We start from the raw sequence: 23,515 nt of genomic DNA, 5'->3' as shown, positions 1-23,515 counted from the left end.
GGTTAATGAATAAGGAAATCGTATTGATGGTAATCTGGATTCCGCTCTAAAGCTTCCTGACAGTCTTCACAAATGGCTGTGATGTGAATATCGCCGGACGAGTCATACGCAACCATTTCCAGTCTTTCTTGATCTGTTAATTTATGAAGACCGAGGCTTTCGCTGTGTATCGATGCTTTATCAATTGAACCAAGTTTCGTACCACAATGACGACAATGGTAATGGATAGCCACGCCTGTCCCTCCCTAATCTAGGATTCCTTATTAGTATTAACCTACTAGGAGGAACTTATTCATTAGATTAACCGCTCGTATGATGATCCTTCCATTTCGTTTTAATGCTTTATTGTATGAAACAATGGCTTGTGTCATGAATAATTTACTGATTATATTCATTCATGACCTGCAAGAAGGGCTTCTCCAGCCATGCAGAGCAGGCTTCAGCACTTTTTTTCACTGCATCCTCAGTTGGAGCCTTTTCGTCCGGATGAAAACGTCCTAGAACATAATCAGGCACACTCATTCCAGGCTGAGGGCGGTCAATTCCAATCCTTATTCTGTTGAACTGCTGTGTTCCAAGATGGGCTACTGTGGACTTAATCCCGTTATGTCCGCCTGGACTCCCTTTTTGCCGAAGTCTAATCTTCCCGACTGGCAAATCCAGATCATCATAAATCACGAGCAGATCTTCTATGTCAATATCATAATAATCCATGACCGCTCTGATTGACTCTCCAGATAAATTCATATAAGTAAGCGGTTTTAATAAAATTACTTTTTCACCACTATAAAAACCAATCCCATACAGTCCTTTAAATTTGGACTGGTTAAGTGGGATCGCAAATTTACTCGATAGAGCATCAATGACTTCAAAACCAATATTGTGCCTCGTCTGGTCATATTGTTTTCCTGGGTTACCTAAACCAACGATTAACTTCATCTGGGGTCCCACCTCTTCTGGCTTAGCCAACCTTTTAAATATTTTACGAAACATAGATTTTTCTCCCATGAATATTTAATGCGATAAAAGACGTAACCTGAAGAGGATTACGCCTTCTAACTCTTAATTTACATTGCGAATGGAACATTGTCTAGCCCAAGTGTTATTGCTTTTCTATTCCGGAGTGGTCTCTCTTCCTTCTTCATTATCAGGATGTCCCGGTGCTTGTTGTTCACCTGCATTAATTTCCTCTTCTACCTTCGGTGGAAGAATCGAAGCGATTACCTCATCATTCTCATGGTTAATCGTAAAAGAAGATCCTTGATATAGAATGTCGGCAATGGTTAACGTTTCACCTACTTGTAGGTTTGTTACATCCACTTCAATTTGCGGTGGAATATTATCCGGTGTCGATGTAACTGCTAATTGATGAAGCGGTTGCTGCATCACGCCGCCATCTTTTACTCCTGCTGCATCCCCAACGAGAACAAGTCTTACATCCACATTAATTTTTGAGGATTTATCTACAGCTAAGAAATCAACGTGTATGATTTCCTTTTTAATAGAGTCCTCTTGGTATTCGGTTAAGACTACATCCTGTTTACTGCCATCTACATCAAGAGAAATAACACCATTCCTGCCCACTTGACGGATCGTCTTTGTTAAGTCTGCTGAACTAATCGACACGGGCTTATTATCGACCTTCGCACCATAAATAATCGCGGGGATGTCCCCGTTTTTTCTAATGGCCTTTAATGCGGAATGACGGAATTCCTTCCGTTCTTTTGCCTGTAGTACAGTACTCATGTTTAGTTACCCTCCTATTTTATCAAAAACTGTCTATATAAAAATGCCCCAAAAGAGGGCGGTCTAAACATTTTTTTGGACTGTTTATTCCAAAATAGGTAACTATACATAAGCAAAAGTAGGATCTGACCAAAGAGGCCAGACCCTTCATTCTTATCATCAATCAAACAAAGTACTTACTGATTGCTCCTCATGAACACGAATAATTGCTTCACCAAGCAGTGGCGCTACAGATAAGTTAATAATCTTATCAATCTTTTTCTCTTCTGGAAGTGCAATGGAATTAGTGATCACTAATTCTTTAATTTTTGAATTTTGAATCCTTTCGATTGCAGGACCCGATAAGACAGGATGGGTACAGCAAGCATAAACTTCTGATGCACCGTTTTCAATTAAAGCGTTCGCAGCGAGTGTGATGGTTCCGGCTGTATCGATAATATCATCAATTAAAATCGCCGTTTTCCCTTCAATGTTACCTACGATATTCATCACTTCAGCGACATTTGGTCTTGGGCGGCGTTTATCGATAATCGCAATTGGAGCTTTCATCCGTTCCGCTAATTTCCGAGCTCTAGTTACGCCGCCATGGTCTGGAGAAACGATGACAATTTCGCTATTGAAATCTCTAGTTTTAAAATAGTCAGCTAAAATAGGTACACCCATTAAATGATCCGTAGGAATATCAAAGAATCCTTGAATTTGTGGTGCGTGCAGATCAAGACAGATCACACGGGTTGCTCCTGCCGTTTCAAGCAGGGTTGCCACTAATTTAGCTGTAATCGGCTCACGAGCACGCGCCTTACGATCCTGACGTGCATAGCCATAGTATGGCATCACAATATTAATCGTTTTAGCAGAAGCTCTTTTTAATGCATCAATCATGATTAATAATTCCATGATATTTTCATTTACCGGCTGGCTAGTCGATTGGATGACATACACATCACCACCACGAATACTTTCTTCAATATTGATTTGAATTTCTCCATCACTAAATCTTGTGACAGAACATTTACCTAATTCAACACCGATGACTTTAGCAATTTCTCTTGCAAGGGGAAGATTGGAATTTAAACTAAATACCTTAAGATTTGGGTCTAAATATTGATTCGACATAATAGCCTCCTAAATTTCTTAGCCTATTTCTTTAGATTAAGCTTTTGAACGTAATTTTCCTTATTCACTTGCTTTGCCCGGGCAATCGATAAGGCCTCACTTGGTACATCTTTTGTAATCGTTGAACCAGCGGCCACATATGCACCCTTCTTAATCGTAACAGGCGCAACTAGATTTGAATTGCAGCCAATAAAGACTCCATCTTCTATTTTTGTTAAGAATTTATTTTTACCGTCATAATTCACTGTAATCGAGCCACAGCCAATGTTTACATCGGAACCTACCTCAGCATCACCAATATAGCTGAGATGGGAGGCTTTGCTTCCTTTTCCAAAGACAGCCTTTTTAATTTCGACAAAATTGCCAATCTTCACTTCATCCTGGATCGCTGATTCTGGACGAATATGGGCAAATGGCCCAATGTTGACTTGAGCACCGATTGAGCTATTATGGGCAACTGATTGACGGATTACCGTTTCAGCGCCAATTTCACACGAAACGATTTCAGAGTTTGGTCCAATCTGACATTCTGCTCCAATCACTGTTTTGCCTTTGATCATCGTTCCTGGATAGATAACTGTATCCTGCCCTATTTCAACCTCTGTTTCTATATAGGTGTTCGCCGGATCAATAATCGTTACCCCATTCCGCATATGTGCTGCATTCGTACGGCCACGCATAATTCGTTCTGCTTCTGCTAAAGCCACGCGGTCATTCACACCTAATGTTTCTTCAAATTCATCTGTTTGGAAAGCTGTGACAACTTCCCCCTGTTTTTTTAGAATTTCTATCACATCTGGTAAATAATATTCCCCTTGAACATTTTCATTTGAAACATTCTTTAAGGCTTCAAATAATGCAAGATTATCGAAGCAATAAGTACCAGTATTGATTTCATTAATCTTTCTTTCCTCTTCAGAGGCGTCTTTATGCTCAACAATTTTTTCAACTAAGCCTTTTTTATTACGAATAATTCGGCCGTATCCTGTTGGGTCTTCAATTCTCGCAGTGAGGATAGTAGCTTTTGCAGCTAACTCTTCATGATGTTTAAACAGAGACTCCATCGTTTCAGCCTTGATTAGAGGAGTATCCCCACAAACAACAATCGTCACTCCTGCTTTCCCTTCGAGCAGGCTCTGTGCCTGACTAACAGCATGGGCAGTACCTAACTGCTGATCCTGGAGAGCATACCGACTGCTATCGCCCAGCTGTGCTTGCACCATTTCTGCCCCATGACCAATAATTGTGACAACTTCTTGTATATTAAGCTTCATTACTTGGTCAACCACGTGTTGTACCATTGGTTTTCCGCATACCGGGTGTAATACTTTATATAGCTTTGACTTCATCCGCGTTCCTTGCCCTGCAGCCAAAATCACAGCATAACGATTATGCATGTTTAAGTCCTCCAATTAACCTTTTTATCCATTAAAAATATTAACGTAAATGGGCGCTCTTTTCAAGGTATGTGAGGGAAGAGTCTAATTTTGTAATAATGAGTTAATTTATGAGGATATAAAAATAGAGGTAATAAAGGGGATGGGGTTAACTAAAAAACAATAAAAAGAGCCTTCATAGAAGAAAGGCCCTAGTTGTAAAAATCCTTAGGAAGCTCCGGCTTCTTCAAATTCTACTTCTAATTCACCTAAACGGTGGTACTCAGCCAAAACAGCTTCTTGGATTTTACCGCGCGTTCCTGAATTAATTGGATGCGCAATGTCACGAAATTCTCCATCTGGAGTACGTTTGCTTGGCATAGCTACAAATAAACCGTTGTTCCCGTCAATAACACGAATGTCATGAACAACAAATTCATTGTCCAAAGTGATTGATGCAATCGCTCTCATGCGTCCATCCGTATTAACTCGGCGTAATCTTACGTCAGTTACTTCCATGTGCTCACACCCTTTTCTGATATAAAAAGCTAAATAATTAAATTCAACAACTTTTTCAGAAATCCTTCTTTATATTCAAAATATTTTAGAAAAATTAGGGCAAAATAGTGAACAATTGTAAACACGGGAGTAAATTAACAGAAATTAATCAAATTACTTGACGAGTGCGACAACTTCAATTTCAACTAAAACATCTTTTGGTAAGCGGGCAACCTCGACGCACGAACGAGCAGGTTTATGGATTGAGAAATATTCACCATATACCTCGTTTAATGAAGCGAAATCATCCATATTTTTAATAAATACAGTTGTCTTAACGACTGTTTCAAAAGACGCACCAGCAGCTGTTAAAACTGCCTGTAAATTTTGAAAAACTTGGTGAGCTTGTTCTTTAATATCGCCGGTTACCAAGGCTCCATCAGCTGTTAATGGAATTTGCCCTGAGCTATAGAACATATTATTTACGGTAATTCCTTGCGAGTATGGGCCAATAGCCGCCGGTGCTTGATTTGTTTGAACTGTTTTCATCCAAATTCCCTCCAATTATTTAGTAAAATAATTTCCAACTTGAACATTAATCTTTTTTTCCTTCACATCCACATCAGATAACTGAACGAGGGAAATATATTCATCGACTAGACGCTCCTGAATTTTTTCTGCCTCTACTAAAACTGCAATCCCAGCCAGATGCCCATTAAATTCCTCAAGCATGCTGATCATTCCCATGACAGTTCCGCCAGCCTTCATAAAATCATCGACAATAAGAACGCGTGAATCCTGTTTCATGCTTCGTTTTGAAAGGACCATGGTTTGGATTCTTTTGGCTGAACCGGACACATAATTAATACTTACTGTCGGTCCCTCCGTTACTTTACTATCTCTTCGGACGATGACAACTGGAACATTTAACTGACTTGCCACAGCATAGGCAAGCGGAATTCCTTTTGTAGCAACGGTCATGACCACGTCAATCTTTGCATCTGTATAGGCAGAGGCAATAATGCGGCCCGCGTTTTGCACTACTTGAGGATCCCCTAATATATCAGTTAAATATAAATATCCACCAGGTAAAAGCCTGTCAGGTTTAGCAATTAATTCACACAATTCATTGATAAAAGGTTCTGCTGCTTCTTGACTTACTTTTACAAAGAACTTTACCCCGCCTGAAGCCCCTGGCACTGTTTGTATAGTTCCAATTCCTCTTTTTTCAAACGTCTCTTTGATGATACCCAAATCTTCACTAATCGATGATTTCGCAGATGAATAACGATCTGCAAAAAAAGTTAGCGGAACTAGTTGCCGAGGATGATCTAGTAAATAATTTGTCATATCAATCAAACGTTCACTGCGGCGAAATTTCATAACATGCCCCCAAAAACACGAATATTCTAGTTATAGAATACCATTTTCGTACGTTTTTAATCAAGTGAGTGCCGTTCCCCTAACATGCGGACCGCAAATACTTGGTCACAGAATCCTCTTAATCCATTATAAATTCGATGCATTCTTGAATCATGCTGAACAATTCCAAAAACAGTTGGACCGCTGCCGCTCATTAATACGGCATCTGCACCAAAACGCTTCATTTGTTCTTTTATTAATGCAACTTCAGGGTGAAGGTTTAAGGTAACATCTTCTAAAACATTCCCCACGTTTGTACACACCTTTTGGTAATCATGTTCCTTTATTGCTTCAATCATTCCCGGAATGTTTGGATGGGCCATTTTATTGGTATCTAGTCTTCGGTATACTTCAGCTGTTGAAACCCCAATAAAGGGCTTCGCAAGGATCACCCAACATGTCGGAGGGGCAGGTATTTCGGTAATCATTTCCCCTCTTCCCTTTGCCAAAGCAGTACCTCCATAGACACAAAATGAAACATCTGATCCAATTTCGCTTCCTAGTTCGGCCAATTCATCCATTGTTAAACCGAGATTCCAAAGTTTATTTAAACCTCTTAAAGTGGCAGCAGCATCACTGCTTCCCCCCGCAAGTCCAGCCGCAACGGGAATCGTCTTTTCAATCGAAATCAGCACACCTTTTTTTACATTAAATCGATCCTTCAAGAGCTGTGCAGCTTGAAAGGCTAAATTACGCTGGTCATCAGGGACATAGCGATTGTGGGAATGAATATGTATTTTATCATCGTTTAATAACGATAATTCAACCCGGTCAGCCAAATCAATAGTGGTCATAATCATCTCCACCTCATGAAAACCGTCTGATCGTTTGTGTAAAACATCTAATGCTAAATTTATTTTGGCCGGGGCTTTTACTAAAAGCTTCACTACGTCCACCTACTTCTTTATTGTCCAGTTCCTGCGCCCAGCGGCTAGTGGACTTCGCTCTCCGCCCTACGATAAGTCAAGCACGAATGCGCTAACGCTCTTCGTGTTTCCTTTAACTCAGTTGGAGCGCTCCAGTCCATACGCCGCTAAACGAGCGCTTCCACTTTTCTTAGTCCGGAAATCCACATTTTGTCCTATTTTACCACAAAATGATAAAACTAAGACGTGAGATATGATAAATCCTATCAAATTTCATATTTTATTATTAGTTTTTTAAGAAAAGGGTCATAAATTGGAGAAAAAGAAAGCCAGAGGAGATTGTCCTCTGGTCTCGCTGAAGTATGTGATTGATTAATATCAAAAGCGGAAGTGACTTATTTAAAAGTTAAACTCTTGGACCCTGATTAGCCAAATGTTCTTGTGCAAGTTCAACGGCACGCTTGACCATATTCCCTGCATCCTTTGCCTTGATGCCGCCCCATCCTTCTTTTTGAACGACATCATAAAAGCCAAGCTCTTTCGCAAGCTCCTCTTTAAAGCGATTGGACATAATCCCTCTTCTTCTGCCCATCTAAACAACCCCCTTCATACTACAGCATTGTTAGTATGGGATAGATATAGAGTTTTCATGAAACTGTTTTAAAATAGCAAAAAGCAGTAAACAAATGTTTACCGCTGTGTATTGCTTATATTCTAATTTAAGGCTAAATGTCCTGATGCATCTTCGTAGAAAGTAATTTGAACTGTTTCTGTTAATACATCTGCATAGCTGTAAGAAACACGTTCAAATGAGTTTTCATCCTGATCTAATTCAATAACAAAAACAGATGGATAAGTTTCAGCTAAAACACCGGAACGTTCAATCGTCTTCCTTCGTCCTCCGTTGGCTTTAAGCAGTAATCTTTTCCCTAAATTTGTGTCAAGAGCCTTTTTAATATCGGCTAAGGTTTTTGGCATTTCGGTCCACCTCACTGTGTAAAGTATAACACACTGACATAGTCATGTCAAACAAAAACATAAATTATATCAGTCAAACAAAAAGATTGTCAATATTTTTTATTCTACTTTTTCTTCTAAATTTCAACATTTTTATCGTTACCTTATTTGGATGGGAATATGTATCGGCTCAGAAATAAAAAAAATAAGCCTTATCGGACAGCAAAGGCTTATTCATCCTCTTCTTGGATTGGCCGATAAGGCATTCCCGTTCGTAACACTCCTCTTGTTTCAATTCCTCCAAGTCCCTTTTGACCTGTTAATGTGTTCCTTAACACGTCCCAGACACTAATTCTCTCCATAAAAGGTGTAAAGCTGATTTTGGCGACAATATAGACTGGGTCGAGGGCGTGGATGTTAATTCTCGAGGGAGAACTGGCATAATTTGCCCCAGCATGAATCAATGATTCAAAGTGCGATTGACATGCTCCTGCAAAAATAACCAACTGATCTAAGTGGGGAATCTTTTTTCGTGCTTCCTTGACCGTTTGGACGAAATGTTTGGAATGGCGATATGCATTAATATCCGTCATTTTTCCTTTTGCCTTTGAATACGCGTCATGTCCTGTAATAACAAGAATATCCGGGCGGTATAAATCAATCAATTCCCCTATTTTTTCTGGCATTTCTTTTTCATTACAGTGTATACCTAAAACAGGGATTCCCACTTTTTCATACAGTGTCATGCATTTCTTCAAATAGGATGAATCACCATCCAGATGGAGAACCTTGCCTGGCATTTGAAAATAATTACTTGGTTTTACATATCCGCCGGTCGCTTCATATTCCTGACGGTTCTTGATTAATTCAACATCCTGTTTAAACAGCTTAAAAGATTGTTCCTCTAGCGTCCGGTATTCATTCTTCAACCTGACTCTTTGATTATCGTCGATGACGACCAAATCTTCGTATGGTGCGTCTGCCACAAGGCGAAAGTCTTCTCCGTATAGGACTGCAAATTTCTGGTCGTTTATTTTTCGAACATCTATCACGCGAAATAGAATGTCACAATTATACGAACGCCTGCCGACAATATCCATTAATTTTATATCCACTGCCGTCACTCCAATAAGACCAGCAAAAGGGCCTTTAAATAAAGTTTCTCTCATAGGCTATGCAAACCTTTGCTTTCTTGTGAAAAAAAATAGACCCTATAAAAAGGGTCTAGTGGAAAAACGGATATAATTCTTCGCTTAAGCGGCCAAATTCCTCTAAGGAAAGGGTTTCTCCTCTTCTAGCAGGATCGATTCCGCTTGCACTTAAGGCCTGGAGGATGTCTTCTTTCTTTTGCTTACCCTCGGGTAGCTGGCTTGTTAAATTATTAAGCAGGGTTTTTCTTCGTTGCGCAAAGCTGGCCCTGGTCACTTGAAAAAAGAATGTTTCATCTGTGACCGTAACAGCGGGATGTTCCCTCCTGGTTAACCTGATGACGGCAGAATCCACATTCGGCTGCGGCACAAAAACCGTTTTTGGAACGATCATTACTGTTTCTGCCTCTGTGTAATACTGAACGGCGATGGAAAGTGAGCCATAGTCCTTCGTCCCTGGCCGTGCAGAAATCCGGTCTGCTACCTCTTTTTGGAGCATACAAACAATCCCGCGGATGGGTAAATGCTCTTCAAGAAGCTTCATGATGATCGGCGTTGTAACATAATAGGGTAAATTAGCAACCACCATGATATCGTCCATATCATTAAATTCTTCGCTAATAACTTCTGCCACATCTGCCTCTAATACATCGTTATGTATGATTTTTACATTGGGGTAGGGTGATAAGGTATCATTTAAGATTGGTAATAAACGTTGATCAATCTCGAAGGCGACGACCTTTTTGCTTGTGCGGGCCAATTGCTCAGTAAGCGCACCAATTCCTGGTCCGATTTCAATCGCACCAGAATCTTCTGTTAAATTCGCAAAGCTAACAATCTTTTTCAAAATATTTGTATCAATTAAAAAGTTTTGGCCAAGGCTCTTTTTAAATGAAAATCCGTATTTTTTAAGAATATCTTTTGTCCTTACCGGTGTAGCTATATCTTTATTCATGTAGTTCCTCCTGACTTACAACCCTTAGTGCTTCAGCGAATTCCTGCTTACTGATTTGGAATACATTTAAGCGCTTATGAAGCTGTTTTCCATTGGTATAACCAATTTTTAAAATTTTTCCCAACATGATTCTTCTTTCTTTAGCCCCTTCACCGCCGATAAGACCAGCTGTAAGTAGGTCCTCTTGCGTTATTTCCTCTATAAACGTTTCACGCATGGTCTGGGCATCCTTTAGCGCCTCTTGGATGGCTTCAGGACTTGCATGTTCCACACCGAGGCTTTCCCCTGCTTTTCCCGTAGCTGCTTCCTTCGTTAAAAATGCGTGTTTACAACCAGGAACAGCCTCAGCGATCGTCTTTCTAATTTTTTCACCAGGAAAATCAGGGTCCGTAAAAATAATTACGCCTCGGGACTGTTGAGCACGTCTTACCTTTTCAATGGTGGTTTCATTTACAGCTGAACCATTTGTTTCAATTGTATCTGCATTGATTGCCCGTTTAATCGCTGTAGTATCGTCTTTACCTTCCACAACTATAATTTCTTTAATCTTCATTTTAAAAGTGTGAGCCTCCGTAATAAAAAAAATAAAAAATGAAAAAAACTTGAAACATTTTTGTAATGTACATCGTCTATATTATTGAATCCATTCATACAATAAAGTAAAATAAAGATGAAGCATTTTATCAATATGTATTCGATGTTAGTATAAAGAAATTTATGAAAAAAGCAAAATGCAGAGGATAGGACCCTCTGCAAATTGTAAACTAATTTAAAATTTTAATCTTTACTTTTTTTCGCCCCCAGCGGTAGCAATCCTGATTGGATGGCATGAATAAATCAATGATATATCCTTTAATTGCCCCTCCTGTGTCAGCTGCTACAGCATAGCCGTAGCCTTCAACATACACCTTCGTTCCCAGCGGAATAACCCTTGGGTCAACGGCAATTACCTTCATGTTCGGGTTAGCTCGGAGATTAAGTCCCGTTGCTGTTCTACCTGAACAGCCATTACAATACGCTGTATAAGCAGTTGCAGTAACGTAAAACTCCTGTCCCGACTCATCTGCACCACGTGAAACTTGTAACGATAAATCCTTCGTTCCGACAGCCACAACTTTATCTTGCTTTTCTGCAATCTTCTGCTCACTAATTAATTTTCTAGTTACTTCTTTGCCATTTTCAATTAGGACTTCATATTGTTTAGAAACGCGACCGTGCTTGCCTTCGGTAATGATCTTTTCTTTGCCTTTTTCTAAACTTTCATCCTTTTTGGTTACTACAGCAAATTGAACAGGTTCTTCCACTACATCGGTGACTTTTTCTACTCGAATGACGTTAACAACACCATTCTCTGAGATGGTTTCTGTTAATGACGGTTCAACTCGGTCTAGTGTGCTTAACTGAATGCCCTGTTGTGATAAAAAGTCAGCGACCGTAGCCGAAGTGGCCCAAACTTGTTGCTTTTTACCGCCGTCAACATATGTAAGATGAAATGCTTCTTTTATTCCAATCTTCATCTTATCTTGTATTGCTGCTTGCGGTCTAGGTGAGATTTGGTCATGTTTGCTCAAAACAATTTTCTGCTCTTTTAGGAGTTCAGCTACTGTATCAGCTGTCGTCCAGATCGTTTTTTTCTCGTTGTCCTTGACAATGTGAACCTGGTTAGCTTGCTTCCATTCGACTTTCAGGTGGTCCTTCACCTTTGCATTCGCCTTAGGTTGCAAATAGTCTTGTGAGCGGGTGGATACATCCAATTCATCTAATAATTCTTTGATGGTATCTGCATGTGTTTTCACGACCTTTTGCTGATCGTTAAGAGTGATGGCAACAGTTTTCTTTGATCCTTCGTAAAAAAGAATACCAAGAGTTGTCAGCAAAACTACGAAACTAGCAAAAGCAATGGTCAATGTCTTCCGGCTCAAAGACTTGGAAAACAGGTTTTTCATGTTTTTGAATACGATGAAAAACGCCTCCTTTTCTTAGAGAGATTAATGAACCATGCTGTCGGCTGTTAATCTTTGCATACTGTGCGAAGGTATTTCTAATTATGCACAAAGTTGGGAAAATTGCAAAGATAAACTTATCGACACGGTTATCCTATGTAGAAAAGGAGACATGTAGAACTTTTTGTTATCGCTAAAATATAAGACAAGCTTCCACCAGCTTCGACAAATTCCCCTATCATTTTATGGCGAATAATTTTTTAGCATTTCGTGTCGTTGCTTCTGCTACTTCTTCGATTGTCAATCCTTTTATTTCGGCAATTTGTTCAGCTACTAATTTTACATAACTAGGCTCATTTCTTTTCCCACGGTAGGGATGGGGAGCCAAATACGGGCAATCTGTTTCTATTAATAGTTTATCGAGTGGAATTTCTGCAGCTACTTCTTTCGGTTTTTTGGCATTTTTGAAGGTAACAGGGCCGCCAAGAGAAATATAAAAGTTCATTTTCACGCATTCCTTCGCCACTTCAGGGCTGCCGCTAAAGCAATGCATAATCCCGCCTACTTCTTCGGCATCTTCTTCCTTTAAAATTTCCACAATATCAGCTGTTGCTTCGCGATTATGAATCACGATTGGGAGATTAACCTTTTTAGCAAGTCTGATTTGTTTTCGAAAAACTTCCTTCTGAATATCCTTTGGAGATTTGTCCCAATGATAATCCAAGCCCATTTCACCGATGGCAACTACCTTTGGATGGGCAGTTAATTCCTCTATCCAACGTAAATCCTCCTCGGTCATGTCGATCGCATCAACAGGATGCCACCCAATGCAGGCAAAGATAAAATCATAGCTATCAGCTAATTCCATTGCCCTTTGAATGGTCTTGCGGTCAAACCCGACCACGACCATAGTAGTGACTCCCTCACTTTGAGCCCTGGTGATCACTTCTTCTAAATCTTCGTTATATTGGTCATCATTTAAATGTACATGGGTATCAAATAGCATAGTTTTGCTCCTTCACCATTTTTTTCAATAAGAACTTTATTTTTCGCTAACATTTTCTTATTCGCGTTGGAAATGCCAATATTCAACAATAACCAAGTAATAAATAGAAATATCACGAAAAATGTTCCACGTGTAACATTGAAAAGCGCCTTGTGCAGGCGCTTTTCTTGTAAAGTTATTAACCTTTATTTCACCTTGGAACCATTCGGTAATGTTTGATCGACGGTTGCCAGTGAAAGTTGACCATCTTTTGAACCTGCTAGGATCATTCCCTGTGAAAGTTCACCACGAAGTTTAACTGGTTTTAGATTGGTTATACAAATGACCTTTCGACCAACTAATTCTTCCGGCTTATAATATTGGGCAATTCCAGAAACGACCTGACGCTTTTCATAGCCTAAATCAAGCTGAAGCTTAAGCAATTTATCCGCCTTTTTAATAGGCTCTGCTTGGACAACTTCGGCTACCCTTAAATCAATTTTCATAAAATCGTCAATGGCAATTTCATCGATTTCTTCAGGTTTTTCTTCCGGCTTTTCTTCTTTCTTTTCTTCAACTACGGGAGCAGAACCTTGCATTTTCGTCTTAATAAATTCTACTTCCTCAGCAATTTCAAGTCTTGGGAATATCGGTGCATCCTTTTCGACTTTTGTTCCGCTTGGAATGACACCAAAATCAGAGAGGCCTTCCCATGTTTTAAGGCTCTCATCCTGAATACCCAGCTGCGTAAAGATGGAATTCGGTGTACGTGTTAGGAATGGCTGCAGTAAAATCGCAATTCTTCGTAAGGATTCGGCCAGATGAACCATTACACTAGCGAGCTCACCTTTATTCTCCTCATTCTTTGCCAATGTCCAAGGTTTTGTTTCATCGATATACTTATTCGTCCGGCTGACTAATTGCCAAATCGAAGTTAACGCAACAGAAAACTCCATTTTCTCCATTGCTTCCTCATATTTATTAACGGTATCTAGATTGACCTGCAGCAGCGATGCATCAAATTCCCCAGTAGAGCCGGAATAATCAGGTATCACACCGTTGAAGTATTTTTCAATCATTGCGACCGTACGATTTAAAAGATTTCCTAAATCATTGGCTAAGTCAAAGTTGATTCTTTCAACAAATCCTTCCGGTGTAAATACACCATCCGCCCCAAACGGCACTTCCCTTAATAAATAATAACGAAGTGCATCCAGACCATAACGATCAATTAAGGTGACAGGGTCAACCACATTCCCTTTGGATTTGGACATTTTTCCATCCTTCATTAACAGCCAGCCATGGGCAAATACCTTTTTGGGCAGTGGAATATCTAATGCCATTAGCATAATTGGCCAATAGATGGTGTGGAAACGTACAATTTCCTTACTCATTAAGTGAACATCGGCTGGCCAGTAATTTAAATATTTTGCATCATTTTCTGTTCCATAACCAAGTGCCGTAATATAGTTGGAAAGGGCATCAATCCAAACATAAATAACATGCCTTGGATTCCCCGGCACCTTGATCCCCCAATCAAACGTTGTCCTTGAAACAGCAAGATCCTCCAGGCCAGGTTTGATAAAGTTATTAATCATTTCATTTTTTCGAGATTCAGGTTGGATGAAATCGGGATTTTCCTCGTAGTACTGCAAAAGACGATCTACATATTTACTCATTCTAAAAAAGTATGATTCTTCTTTAACCTTTTCCACCGGACGGCCACAATCCGGACAATTTCCATCCGTTAACTGTCGGTCTGTATAAAAGGATTCACATGGTGTACAGTACCAGCCTTCATACTGATCGAGATAAATATCTCCTTGTTCAAGCAGTCTCGCAAACATCTTTTCAACGACTTGTTTATGTCTTTCATCCGTTGTTCGGATAAAATCATCATAAGAAATATCGAGTCTTTTCCATAATTCTTTAATTCCATCGACAATTTCATCGACATACTGCTGCGGAGTAATCCCTGCTTCTTCAGCTTTCCTTTGAATTTTCTGCCCATGCTCATCCGTTCCAGTTAAGTACATAACATCATAGCCGCGCATCCGCTTATAACGGGCCATTGCATCACCTGCAACAGTTGTATACGCATGCCCAATATGTAAATTACCGCTTGGATAGTAAATCGGTGTCGTTAGGTAAAAAGTCTTTAATTTATTCTCCATCTTAATCCCTCCGCTATTTTGCGAGTCCAAAGCTCTATTTAACCATTATTGCCTCTTTTTTCCCGCTTCTATCCTCAAAATATACCGAAAAACCAACTTTTGTGCAAGGAGGCGCTCATTTACCTGATCCCTTTATTTTTTCATATATTCCTATTACACCCATAAAGGTTTCTATTCCTACGAAGGATATATAGTTCAATCGCATCAATTTATGTTGAAGTTTGTCGAAAAAGTAAAGAATTGAACAGTTGTTTTATCCACAATCCAATAGTATTATTTACTGCTAAATATAGGTAATTTTTAGAAAAAACGTTGTTAAATCAACGATCATCTTAATTTAATAAATTTACTATTAATTTTCCAAATAAAATAATTGACGGATATGGGAATTTCTTGTATTATTAGGTTATGAAAATTTTGTCGAATAATGACGAATAAATAGATAGAGAAAAAAATAATTGCAAATGTGAGAGGAGATCATAAAAATGAAATCTACTGGTATTGTTCGTAAAGTTGATGAGTTAGGCCGTGTGGTTATTCCAATCGAATTAAGACGTACTCTTGGTATCGCTGAAAAAGATGCTCTTGAAATTTACGTTGATGATGAGCGTATTATCTTAAAGAAATACAAGCCAAATATGACTTGCCAAGTTACAGGAGAAGTATCTGATGATAATTTAACTCTTGCTGGCGGTAAATTAATTCTTAGCCGTGAAGGTGCAGAACAGTTATTACAAGAAATCCAAAACAACTTTGAATTAGTAAAATAATAGAAAGCTCCGGCACTTCAATTAGTGCTGGAGCTTTTTTCTGTGAAAAGCGGAAACAAACGTTCAGCGGTGTATCCCACTTAAGCTCTATCTATTCGACATGATAGGCCTGATACACTTCTCTTTTATTTATGTCACGATCTTTCGCTGTTAGTTTGATCGCTTCCTTCGAAGGGATATTTTTTTCAGAAATATAGTGATTCACATGTTCTTCCAGCGTTAAATTGTGCCACCAGCTTGGTTCTTCCTCTTGTTGCTGATCCGTCCCCTCAACAATCAAGCAAAACTCTCCGCGGATTTCATCCTGCGTGGTCCAAGCGATTACTTCTTCGATCGTTCCTCGAATAAATTCCTCATACTTTTTCGTTAACTCCCTGCAAATTGCGATCTTCCGGTTACCGAGGACATCTGACATAATCGAAAGCGTTTCTTTTAGGCGATGTGGTGATTCATAAAAGATTAACGTAGCTGACTGCCACTTTAAGTGTTCTAACTCCGCCCGCTTTTCTTTCTTGTTTCGATTCAAAAAGCCAAAAAAGTAAAAGGGCTGGCACACTAAACCGGAGGCAATTAATGATGTTAGTGCAGCATTTGCACCTGGTAACGGTACGACTGTTACCTTTTCTTCAATGGCCGCTGCAACCAGCTCATAACCTGGATCTGAAATAGCGGGCATACCCGCATCACTTACGAGCGCAATCTTTAACCCTTCCTTTACTTTTTGAATCAATTTATCGCCGCTCGTTTCTTTATTGTGTTCATGATAACTTACAACAGGAGTTCCAATTTCAAAGTAATTGCAAAGCTTCTTTGTATTTCTTGTATCCTCTGCAGCAATTAAGTCTGCCTCTTTTAATAATCGAATCGCACGGAAGCTCATATCTTCTAAATTACCAATTGGTGTGGGAATAAGATATAAGATCCCCTTCGTAGCTTCATTCTCAAAGCTTTTTTGCTGCCACATACACATCACCTGTTTCTTTTATTAAAAATTCATCTTTTTTCTTCCTGCTTAATTGCTTAAAGGAGTATTCTGCCCTTAGCGCTTCCCCTTTATTTTCATAGCTTCTATAGTATGTAAGTTCGACCGGACCTCTGCCCCGCGTATATTTTGCCCCTTTTCCTTCATTATGAAGCTTAATCCGGCGTTCAAGATTATTCGTATATCCACCATATAAACTACCGTCCTTACAGGTAAGTACATAAAAATAGTGATCGCTATTCTCCATATAAAATCTCTCTAATTTCTGGTGTATATTCATTGTTATCATTATAAACAAATAACGGTGGAGAAATTTTTAGATCCGGACTGCCATCCTTAATTGCCTCAATTAAAAGCGTATTAGCCTCTTTCCCCCTCTTCGGATAGACAAATTGAATTCGTTTGGGTTCAAGCCGGTATTGTCTCATCAATGTAATGATATCCAGCAGTCGCCCCGGTCGGTGAACAAAAGCCACCTTGCCGCCTTGTTTTGCCAATTGACTTGAAGCCTTGACCGCATCCTCTAGTGTACAAAGAATTTCATGACGGGCAATCGCTAGATGTTCATTGGGATTCATCTCTTCCTTTGACGCCGTTGTAAAATACGGAGGATTGCAAGTGACGACATCAAATTGCCCATGGCCCAGCTGTTTTGGCATATCCTTGATATCACCATGAATCATTTGCAGTCGGGGTTCTAGTCCATTATATTCAATGCTTCTTACCGCCATATCGTATAGCCGTTCCTGTATTTCAACACCAGTAATCTGGCCCTTTGTTCGTGCACTTAGAAATAAAGGGATGACACCATTCCCGCTGCAGAGGTCAATTAAGTTCCCTTTTTGAATCGGAACATATACAAATCTTGCTAGTAAAACGGCATCAAGGGAAAAGGCAAAAACAGACGGACTTTGGATAATCCTTAAGTTTTCCGCTAATAAATAATCTAACCGTTCATCTTCCTTCAAGTTGACCAAATTATCCATCCCCTAAATGTATGAAAATAGAGGCTGATTTTTGTCAGCCTCTTAAGGTTATTTCTTATTAAGAAAGGAAAGACAGAATAAACAATCGCCTTCCTTGCGTAAACTTCCAAAATGAAGGTTACAGATATGAAACCCTTCTTGATAGAGTCGGGCGAGGTTATCATATCCTTCCCCAACATCAAATGGCTTTACCCCCGGAGACTCGGGCAGGACTGCCCCTTTTTTATTCTCTGTTACCTTTTTTTCCGCTTCAGTCGTTACATCTAAACGACGTCTCAAATGTTCATTTTCAAGCTTTAAATAATGATTCTCTTCTAGTATTTCGGCTAAATGCTGCTTTAATTCCCCCAGCTGCTGGTAAAGATGTCCAATTTGTGTTTCCATATTACTTACTGATTCAAATATTTCTTTTTTATCCACGTCTTCCACCTCGTTAATCTGTGGATTGTATAGAAAAGGCACCTTCTTTATTGATTTCCTCCAAGGTATACTCCAGAACTCGATCCTGTTCCTTTAGTTCAACCTGCAGTACCCGCTCTAATATATTTAATCCTACTACTTTTCCTCTACCCTGTGGTGTTTCAATGAATTCCCCTAAATCCGGCAGCAATGCTTTAGCAGATTCATATTCATCATTTTCATATTTTAAACAACACATCAGCCTGCCGCATAATCCAGATATTTTTGTAGGATTCAATGAAAGGTTCTGATCCTTCGCCATTTTTATCGAAACTGGATCGAAATCCCCTAAAAAGGTCGAACAGCATAACATTCTCCCACAGGGACCGATACCACCAAGCATCTTCGCTTCATCGCGGACACCAATCTGTCGTAATTCAATTCTCGTCCTAAAAATAGCTGCTAAATCCTTCACAAGCTCACGGAAATCAACTCTTCCATCAGCCGTAAAGTAGAAGATGACTTTATTTCGATCAAATGTATATTCCACATCGACTAGTTTCATATCCAGTTGATGCTCATTCACTTTTTCATTACAAACTTCATAAGCTTCTTTTGCGGCTTGCTTATTCTCTTCAACAATCATTCGATCCTTCGGGTCGGCAATTCTCACCACTTTTTTTAGTGGAAGGACAACATCATGCTCCTCCACCTGTTTGCGAGCGATGACTGCTTTACCATACTCAACTCCACGAACTGTTTCGACAATCACAAAGTCATCTTTTTCTATAGAGAGGTCCCCTGGATCAAAATAATAGATTTTCCCCGCTTTTTTAAAGCGTACTCCTACAACATCATACAAATGAAGATCCCTCCTGCAATTTTAACACAAGCTGTTCCATCATCAGCTGAGGATTCATATTCCTCTCAAGCTTTCTTTTTGCATCAAGAATAGCTGACATTTGATCCGATATGCGCCGTCCAGATGTTTGCAATGCAAATTGTTGCAACCGTTCATTTTCCTCTCGAAAAACAATTTGCTCCTGCCTATCTAATTGTATATATAGTAAATCCTTAAAAATAAGAAGTAAAAGGTCTAAACCACGGTGAATTTGTTCTTTATCTTTAAAGTGTGGAAACCACTCAGTCTGAAGCGTTACCATAGCCTCTAACGGATTTTTTTTCAACACCTCATATAATTTTACCACTATTTTTTGAGCTTGTGCAAACCATTCATCGACATTTAATTTATGTGCTTCATCCAAGCTATTGGTCAATTGAGCAAGTAGCGGAGCCTTTAGCGGTTCTACGCCGTTTTCCACCAATTGTTTAATCATAACTTGAGGTGATAATGGATGAAATGTTAGTATTTGGCACCTCGAAAGGATCGTTGGTAGAATTTTCTGCGGCTGTTCTGTTAATAGAAAGGCAACTGTCCCGGGATTGGGTTCCTCTAAAAATTTCAGTAAACTATTGGACGCACTGACACTCATTTTATCTGCATGGATAAGCAAATAAACCTTTTTCAAAGATTCTAATCCCTTTTTGGAAAACTCAACCTGCAGGCTTCTGATTTGGTCAACCTTAATGGATAATCCATCCGGCTCAACAATATGAACATCAGGATGGTTGCCATGATTGATTCGACGACAATTATTGCATTCTTCACAAGGTTTATAACGATCAATGATGGACTCGCAAAATAGGGACTTTGTCAGTAACAACGCAATTTCCCGCTTACCTGTCCCTCTAATGCCCTCAAGAAGGTACGCATGGGCCACTCGATTTTTCACTAAACTGTTTTTTAACATGTTTAACACAGTTGGCTGAAGCTCTTCTAGCTGTTCCCATGATTTTACCAAGCTCATCACTCTCTTACTTTATAAAATTAACCGACATTCACTAGGCTTAAAAATGCATGTATTGCTCAATTGGAAGGACAAATACGGTTGCCCCGCCAACCTCAACTTCAACAGGATATGGGACATACGAGTCTGCATTTCCACCCATTGGTGAAACAGGGGCAACTAACTGTTCTCTGGATCTGCAGTTGTCCTTAATAATTTGGAGGGCCCGGTCCACGCGAATATCCTCAGTACCAATCATAAAGGTCGTGTTACCTGACTTCAGAAATCCACCTGTACTCGCTAGTTTTGTTGCCCTAAAATTGTTATCTACTAGTGCCTTTGATAACCGATTGCTATCCTGGTCCTGTACAACAGCTATGATAAGTTTCATAAGAACCACCCTCTCTTTTATATCCCAATCTAGTTTTGTTGTTTCCTATATTATAACAGGTAACAGAGTTCCTTACATTCGTAATGGCAGGGACGCCTACATATTTCTTTTAGGATACAAAAAAAGCCTTATAGGGAAGGCTTTCTTTTTGCTAATTTTTCTACTATTATTTTTAGGGTTTCTTGAAAAACCTCTTCCACTGTGCCGGAAGCATCAATAGACTTAATTCTATCTGGAAAGCGTTCGATTAATAGATGATAACCTGTGCTAACCTTTTGGTGGAATTCCAGGTTTTCTAAATCCAATCGATTAATCTCTCTGCCTTTATTTTTGTTGATCCGCTTTAAGCCTAACTCTGGTTCGATATCAAAGTAGATCGTTAACTCAGGCATCAAATTTTCAATCGCAAATTGGTTGATTACAAAAACTTCATCAATTCCTAACCCGCGTGCATAGCCTTGGTAAGCCAAAGAACTATCAACAAACCGGTCACACAACACGATTTTCCCCTCTGCTAAGGCTGGTTTCACCTTTTCTATCAAATGCTGCCTTCTTGCAGCAGCATAGAGTAAGGCTTCTGTCCGAGGGTCCATCGCGGTATTTTCTTTATCTAAAATGACGGATCGAATTTGCTCCGCAATATCAATCCCGCCTGGTTCACGCGTTAGCAGTACGTTTCCAAACTCCTGAGCAACCATGTTAATAATGGTCGACTTTCCCGCACCATCCGGGCCCTCAAACGTTATAAATATTCCTTTATCCATTTAAATAAAACCTCCAAAACTGTATCTATCTCTTAAGATGTGTAAAAGGTCTTTATAAGACCATCTTTTAATCGGGCGCCGCCTTGAAATCTAGCTCCTGATTTTAACAGGCTGGCGAGTTGACTGAGTTTCTCTTTTGTTATCCTTTCACCCTTTATCAGCAAGGGAATACCCGGGGGGTAGGGAATAATCGTTTCAGAGCATACCTCACCTATCGCTGCAGATATATCTACTTCTTTTACCATTAAATTACCCATTTCTTTAAAAGGGATCGCTAACGTTGAGATTTTTTGACTAGCCACCTCAAACACCTCTTGGGCGTCATTTAAAGGTATACCAGCTAGTGCCTTCTTAATTTTCAGGACTGCTTCTTCCAAAGGAAAGCTTTGACCTTCTTTTAATAAAGGAAGAATAAAGAGCACATTATGTGGATCGGCTAATTCTGTATAAATGGATACCTCTTCTAATCTTCTTTGGAGCTCAAAGCCATTTAACCCTGAGCGGGACTGGATGGTTAATTTTAAAGGATCGCCGTTATCATTTGGGTATTCTAACACCCGGATTGCTGAAATTTCCGCCAACATTTCTTTAAAGCGTTGGATTTCATTCAAAAGAAAGGTTAAATCGTTTGGTTTATATGTAGCTAAATAATTTCTGGCCAGGTCCAAGGATGCCATAATCGGATAGGACGGGCTGCTTGATTGGAACATGGCTAAGTATTCCTTTACCTTATTGCCATTAATCAACTGGCTATTCACATGCAAAAAGGATCCCATTGTCATGGCCGGGAGTGTCTTATGTGCCGATTGAACCACAACATCTGCACCCCATTGAAGGGCTGACGATGGGAAAGGTCCGCCAAGAATAAAATGTGGTCCATGTGCCTCATCCACTAATACAGGGATATCATGCAGATGTGCTTCTTTGATTATTTCTTGTAAATCATATGCCATTCCATAGTAGCTCGGATAAGTCAAAATGAGTGCTTTTGCATCCGGATATAAGTTAATAGCTTCTTTAACCGTTTCTATTCGTATACCAGAAGGGACTTTCCACTCCTGGTCAAATTCAGGCTCGAGAAACACGGGATCAGCTTTTGCCAAGCTTAGTCCATTTAAAACGGATTTATGGCAATTTCTTTGAACAAGAACTTTTGTTCCATCTGAGCAAGCTGCCATAATCATTGCTAGATTGCCTACGGTGGAACCATTCACAAGGAAATAACTCTTTTGGGTCTGAAATAGGCTAGCTAATAGTGACTCAGCCTCAAGTATCGCCCCTTCTGGCGAATGTAGATCATCTAACCCCGATAACTCCGTCGCATCTATTTGTAAAATCTGCTTAAAATAACGAGTTGCATCTCGGTGATTTATAGTACCATATTTATGTCCAGGGACATGAAAGGAAATAGGGTTCTTTTTGACATGGTCGATTAACACATCATACAAAGGTGTTTTTAATTGATTATTCATTTGTTCCTTCCTTCTAAGAGCTTCGTTTATTCAGCCTTATTAGCAGGCAAGAACCCCCCACTGCCGGAGTTTCACTTCATTCTAACAAAAAATCAGTGCTCAATCTCATTTGAATGCAAAAAAATAAGCCCATAATGGACTTTTATGAAAAAATTTCTGGTGTGGTTATTTTTTTCAGTTGTTTGAGAAAGTATTTATATTTTGGATCCTTTGTATCTGTTTGTATTAAATCATTTTCGCATTCTGTACAAATAAATGAAGTGTATAGATGTATGCCCTTTGGTTTTTGATTTTCACAAATAACGCACGTTTCCTCATGATACTTCTGTGCTAATAATGAACTCAATCCCTCCACCTCCATACAGTCCATTCTGCCCTTATGTGCCTATTTGTATACAATTTTTCGAATAATCTTTTCGCCGTCATCTTAATTAATATATTATGTAACAATTAGCAATTGGGTGTATGTCTATTCGTAATTTCTTTGAAAACACTTCGTACTTTTTTACTATTGTCATTGTCCTTATAGATGACAAACAAAAAGACAATCTTTTAGTATCCTCTTTAGTTACGATCCATGGCTTTTTTTCTGTTGTATGGGCACAATTATCATTTACTGATCACCCATACATAAATCTTCGAAAACACAAAAAAACAACCATTTCTGGTTGTCTTAGATTTGCCTGGCAACGTCCTACTCTCACAGGGACGCGTGTCC

The 23,515-nt window shown here is 39.4% G+C and carries 29 protein-coding genes; 2 read left to right on the top strand and 27 right to left on the bottom strand.

The window, feature by feature from the left end; translation table 11 throughout:
• Window positions 1-2: 2 nt before the first annotated feature.
• The 17 genes from fin to metG form a co-directional block, all read right to left on the bottom strand.
• Complete coding sequence (gene fin / locus AB7942_RS25775) at window positions 3-233, bottom strand: anti-sigma-F factor Fin (RefSeq protein ID WP_168241463.1); 231 nt, start codon at window positions 231-233, stop codon at window positions 3-5.
• 145 nt (window positions 234-378) lie between these two features.
• On the bottom strand, window positions 379-939 hold the full coding sequence (gene pth / locus AB7942_RS25770) for an aminoacyl-tRNA hydrolase (protein WP_098933560.1): 561 nt from the start codon (window positions 937-939) through the stop codon (window positions 379-381).
• Between the two features lie 174 nt (window positions 940-1,113).
• On the bottom strand, window positions 1,114-1,746 hold the full coding sequence (locus AB7942_RS25765; protein WP_369449060.1) for a 50S ribosomal protein L25/general stress protein Ctc: 633 nt from the start codon (window positions 1,744-1,746) through the stop codon (window positions 1,114-1,116).
• Between the two features lie 159 nt (window positions 1,747-1,905).
• Window positions 1,906-2,862, bottom strand: a complete 957-nt coding sequence (locus AB7942_RS25760; protein WP_335439688.1) for a ribose-phosphate diphosphokinase — start codon at window positions 2,860-2,862, stop codon at window positions 1,906-1,908.
• Between the two features lie 23 nt (window positions 2,863-2,885).
• Window positions 2,886-4,259 carry a bifunctional UDP-N-acetylglucosamine diphosphorylase/glucosamine-1-phosphate N-acetyltransferase GlmU gene (glmU, locus tag AB7942_RS25755; RefSeq protein ID WP_098933553.1) on the bottom strand — a complete coding sequence of 458 codons (1,374 nt, stop codon included), beginning with the start codon at window positions 4,257-4,259 and terminating at the stop codon, window positions 2,886-2,888.
• Window positions 4,260-4,466: 207 nt separating this feature from the next.
• On the bottom strand, window positions 4,467-4,757 hold the full coding sequence (gene spoVG, locus AB7942_RS25750; protein ID WP_003347151.1) for a septation regulator SpoVG: 291 nt from the start codon (window positions 4,755-4,757) through the stop codon (window positions 4,467-4,469).
• A 153-nt stretch (window positions 4,758-4,910) separates the two neighbouring features.
• Window positions 4,911-5,285, bottom strand: a complete 375-nt coding sequence (locus AB7942_RS25745; protein ID WP_168241459.1) for a RidA family protein — start codon at window positions 5,283-5,285, stop codon at window positions 4,911-4,913.
• A 15-nt stretch (window positions 5,286-5,300) separates the two neighbouring features.
• Window positions 5,301-6,119, bottom strand: a complete 819-nt coding sequence (gene purR, locus AB7942_RS25740) for a pur operon repressor (RefSeq protein WP_088084923.1) — start codon at window positions 6,117-6,119, stop codon at window positions 5,301-5,303.
• Window positions 6,120-6,175: 56 nt separating this feature from the next.
• Window positions 6,176-7,045 (bottom strand): 4-(cytidine 5'-diphospho)-2-C-methyl-D-erythritol kinase, encoded by an 870-nt coding sequence (gene ispE, locus AB7942_RS25735; RefSeq protein WP_369449059.1) that lies wholly within the window; start codon window positions 7,043-7,045, stop codon window positions 6,176-6,178.
• 385 nt (window positions 7,046-7,430) lie between these two features.
• Window positions 7,431-7,616 (bottom strand): small, acid-soluble spore protein, alpha/beta type, encoded by a 186-nt coding sequence (locus AB7942_RS25730; protein WP_369449058.1) that lies wholly within the window; start codon window positions 7,614-7,616, stop codon window positions 7,431-7,433.
• Between the two features lie 122 nt (window positions 7,617-7,738).
• The gene (gene veg / locus AB7942_RS25725; RefSeq protein ID WP_066249244.1) at window positions 7,739-8,002 is read right to left on the bottom strand and encodes a biofilm formation stimulator Veg; all 264 of its coding nucleotides are present in this window, start codon (window positions 8,000-8,002) and stop codon (window positions 7,739-7,741) included.
• 209 nt (window positions 8,003-8,211) lie between these two features.
• A complete protein-coding gene (gene yabG / locus AB7942_RS25720; protein ID WP_369449057.1) occupies window positions 8,212-9,096 on the bottom strand; it encodes a sporulation peptidase YabG in 885 nt (294 codons plus the stop codon).
• 109 nt (window positions 9,097-9,205) lie between these two features.
• Window positions 9,206-10,084 (bottom strand): 16S rRNA (adenine(1518)-N(6)/adenine(1519)-N(6))-dimethyltransferase RsmA, encoded by an 879-nt coding sequence (gene rsmA / locus AB7942_RS25715; protein ID WP_088084920.1) that lies wholly within the window; start codon window positions 10,082-10,084, stop codon window positions 9,206-9,208.
• Entirely contained in the window at window positions 10,077-10,637 is a 561-nt protein-coding gene (rnmV, locus tag AB7942_RS25710; protein ID WP_369449056.1) for a ribonuclease M5, read from the bottom strand. Before rnmV ends, rsmA begins: the two co-directional genes overlap by 8 nt.
• Window positions 10,638-10,848: 211 nt before the next feature.
• On the bottom strand, window positions 10,849-12,030 hold the full coding sequence (locus tag AB7942_RS25705) for a ubiquitin-like domain-containing protein (protein WP_369449055.1): 1,182 nt from the start codon (window positions 12,028-12,030) through the stop codon (window positions 10,849-10,851).
• A gap of 235 nt (window positions 12,031-12,265) precedes the next feature.
• The gene (locus AB7942_RS25700) at window positions 12,266-13,033 is read right to left on the bottom strand and encodes a TatD family hydrolase (protein ID WP_088084917.1); all 768 of its coding nucleotides are present in this window, start codon (window positions 13,031-13,033) and stop codon (window positions 12,266-12,268) included.
• Between the two features lie 185 nt (window positions 13,034-13,218).
• Window positions 13,219-15,186, bottom strand: coding sequence for a methionine--tRNA ligase (gene metG / locus AB7942_RS25695; RefSeq protein WP_369449054.1), 1,968 nt, complete (start codon window positions 15,184-15,186; stop codon window positions 13,219-13,221).
• A 479-nt stretch (window positions 15,187-15,665) separates the two neighbouring features.
• Between metG and AB7942_RS25690 the strand changes: the two genes are divergently transcribed.
• On the top strand, window positions 15,666-15,956 hold the full coding sequence (locus AB7942_RS25690; RefSeq protein WP_176525588.1) for a transition state genes transcriptional regulator AbrB: 291 nt from the start codon (window positions 15,666-15,668) through the stop codon (window positions 15,954-15,956).
• 91 nt (window positions 15,957-16,047) lie between these two features.
• Here the strand turns inward: AB7942_RS25690 and rsmI are convergent, their stop codons facing one another.
• From rsmI to AB7942_RS25640, 10 genes are all read right to left on the bottom strand, one after another.
• A complete protein-coding gene (gene rsmI, locus AB7942_RS25685; RefSeq protein ID WP_335401151.1) occupies window positions 16,048-16,920 on the bottom strand; it encodes a 16S rRNA (cytidine(1402)-2'-O)-methyltransferase in 873 nt (290 codons plus the stop codon).
• On the bottom strand, window positions 16,898-17,185 hold the full coding sequence (locus AB7942_RS25680; RefSeq protein ID WP_369449053.1) for a GIY-YIG nuclease family protein: 288 nt from the start codon (window positions 17,183-17,185) through the stop codon (window positions 16,898-16,900). The genes rsmI and AB7942_RS25680 overlap by 23 nt, the downstream gene beginning before the upstream one ends.
• Window positions 17,175-17,924 (bottom strand): tRNA1(Val) (adenine(37)-N6)-methyltransferase, encoded by a 750-nt coding sequence (locus AB7942_RS25675; protein ID WP_420490915.1) that lies wholly within the window; start codon window positions 17,922-17,924, stop codon window positions 17,175-17,177. The genes AB7942_RS25680 and AB7942_RS25675 overlap by 11 nt, the downstream gene beginning before the upstream one ends.
• A 48-nt stretch (window positions 17,925-17,972) precedes the next feature.
• Window positions 17,973-18,344, bottom strand: coding sequence for a DNA replication initiation control protein YabA (yabA, locus tag AB7942_RS25670; protein WP_168241447.1), 372 nt, complete (start codon window positions 18,342-18,344; stop codon window positions 17,973-17,975).
• A gap of 13 nt (window positions 18,345-18,357) precedes the next feature.
• Window positions 18,358-19,185, bottom strand: a complete 828-nt coding sequence (locus AB7942_RS25665; RefSeq protein ID WP_088084910.1) for a PSP1 domain-containing protein — start codon at window positions 19,183-19,185, stop codon at window positions 18,358-18,360.
• A complete protein-coding gene (holB, locus tag AB7942_RS25660) occupies window positions 19,178-20,185 on the bottom strand; it encodes a DNA polymerase III subunit delta' (RefSeq protein WP_369449052.1) in 1,008 nt (335 codons plus the stop codon). The genes AB7942_RS25665 and holB overlap by 8 nt, the downstream gene beginning before the upstream one ends.
• Before the next feature lie 46 nt (window positions 20,186-20,231).
• On the bottom strand, window positions 20,232-20,561 hold the full coding sequence (locus AB7942_RS25655) for a cyclic-di-AMP receptor (RefSeq protein ID WP_088084908.1): 330 nt from the start codon (window positions 20,559-20,561) through the stop codon (window positions 20,232-20,234).
• Between the two features lie 128 nt (window positions 20,562-20,689).
• On the bottom strand, window positions 20,690-21,325 hold the full coding sequence (gene tmk, locus AB7942_RS25650; protein WP_088084907.1) for a dTMP kinase: 636 nt from the start codon (window positions 21,323-21,325) through the stop codon (window positions 20,690-20,692).
• 32 nt (window positions 21,326-21,357) lie between these two features.
• Entirely contained in the window at window positions 21,358-22,797 is a 1,440-nt protein-coding gene (locus tag AB7942_RS25645) for an aminotransferase class I/II-fold pyridoxal phosphate-dependent enzyme (RefSeq protein WP_369449051.1), read from the bottom strand.
• 142 nt (window positions 22,798-22,939) lie between these two features.
• The gene (locus AB7942_RS25640) at window positions 22,940-23,143 is read right to left on the bottom strand and encodes a sigma factor G inhibitor Gin (protein WP_088084905.1); all 204 of its coding nucleotides are present in this window, start codon (window positions 23,141-23,143) and stop codon (window positions 22,940-22,942) included.
• Window positions 23,144-23,262: 119 nt separating this feature from the next.
• Here AB7942_RS25640 and AB7942_RS25635 point away from each other — a divergent pair.
• Window positions 23,263-23,515: hypothetical protein (locus AB7942_RS25635; RefSeq protein ID WP_369449050.1), on the top strand; the 253-nt coding region annotated here is incomplete at its 3' end.

It is taken from the genome of Neobacillus sp. BF23-41 (assembly GCF_041106275.1).
This window is presented reverse-complemented; position numbering and strand designations above follow the sequence as displayed.

Coding starts and splice junctions, on each gene's coding strand:
- veg (WP_066249244.1), bottom strand. CDS start 8,002: ATGCCAAAAACCTTAGCCGATATTAAAAAGGCTCTTGACACAAATTTA.
- AB7942_RS25655 (WP_088084908.1), bottom strand. CDS start 20,561: ATGAAACTTATCATAGCTGTTGTACAGGACCAGGATAGCAATCGGTTA.
- rsmI (WP_335401151.1), bottom strand. CDS start 16,920: ATGTGGCAGCAAAAAAGCTTTGAGAATGAAGCTACGAAGGGGATCTTA.
- spoVG (WP_003347151.1), bottom strand. CDS start 4,757: ATGGAAGTAACTGACGTAAGATTACGCCGAGTTAATACGGATGGACGC.
- AB7942_RS25765 (WP_369449060.1), bottom strand. CDS start 1,746: ATGAGTACTGTACTACAGGCAAAAGAACGGAAGGAATTCCGTCATTCC.
- AB7942_RS25705 (WP_369449055.1), bottom strand. CDS start 12,030: ATGAAAAACCTGTTTTCCAAGTCTTTGAGCCGGAAGACATTGACCATT.
- AB7942_RS25730 (WP_369449058.1), bottom strand. CDS start 7,616: ATGGGCAGAAGAAGAGGGATTATGTCCAATCGCTTTAAAGAGGAGCTT.
- AB7942_RS25675 (WP_420490915.1), bottom strand. CDS start 17,924: ATGGATAATTTGGTCAACTTGAAGGAAGATGAACGGTTAGATTATTTA.
- AB7942_RS25745 (WP_168241459.1), bottom strand. CDS start 5,285: ATGAAAACAGTTCAAACAAATCAAGCACCGGCGGCTATTGGCCCATAC.
- purR (WP_088084923.1), bottom strand. CDS start 6,119: ATGAAATTTCGCCGCAGTGAACGTTTGATTGATATGACAAATTATTTA.
- AB7942_RS25700 (WP_088084917.1), bottom strand. CDS start 13,033: ATGCTATTTGATACCCATGTACATTTAAATGATGACCAATATAACGAA.
- AB7942_RS25680 (WP_369449053.1), bottom strand. CDS start 17,185: ATGGAGAATAGCGATCACTATTTTTATGTACTTACCTGTAAGGACGGT.
- rsmA (WP_088084920.1), bottom strand. CDS start 10,084: ATGAATAAAGATATAGCTACACCGGTAAGGACAAAAGATATTCTTAAA.
- metG (WP_369449054.1), bottom strand. CDS start 15,186: ATGGAGAATAAATTAAAGACTTTTTACCTAACGACACCGATTTACTAT.
- glmU (WP_098933553.1), bottom strand. CDS start 4,259: ATGCATAATCGTTATGCTGTGATTTTGGCTGCAGGGCAAGGAACGCGG.
- rnmV (WP_369449056.1), bottom strand. CDS start 10,637: ATGAAGATTAAAGAAATTATAGTTGTGGAAGGTAAAGACGATACTACA.
- pth (WP_098933560.1), bottom strand. CDS start 939: ATGAAGTTAATCGTTGGTTTAGGTAACCCAGGAAAACAATATGACCAG.
- tmk (WP_088084907.1), bottom strand. CDS start 21,325: ATGGATAAAGGAATATTTATAACGTTTGAGGGCCCGGATGGTGCGGGA.
- AB7942_RS25760 (WP_335439688.1), bottom strand. CDS start 2,862: ATGTCGAATCAATATTTAGACCCAAATCTTAAGGTATTTAGTTTAAAT.
- AB7942_RS25645 (WP_369449051.1), bottom strand. CDS start 22,797: ATGAATAATCAATTAAAAACACCTTTGTATGATGTGTTAATCGACCAT.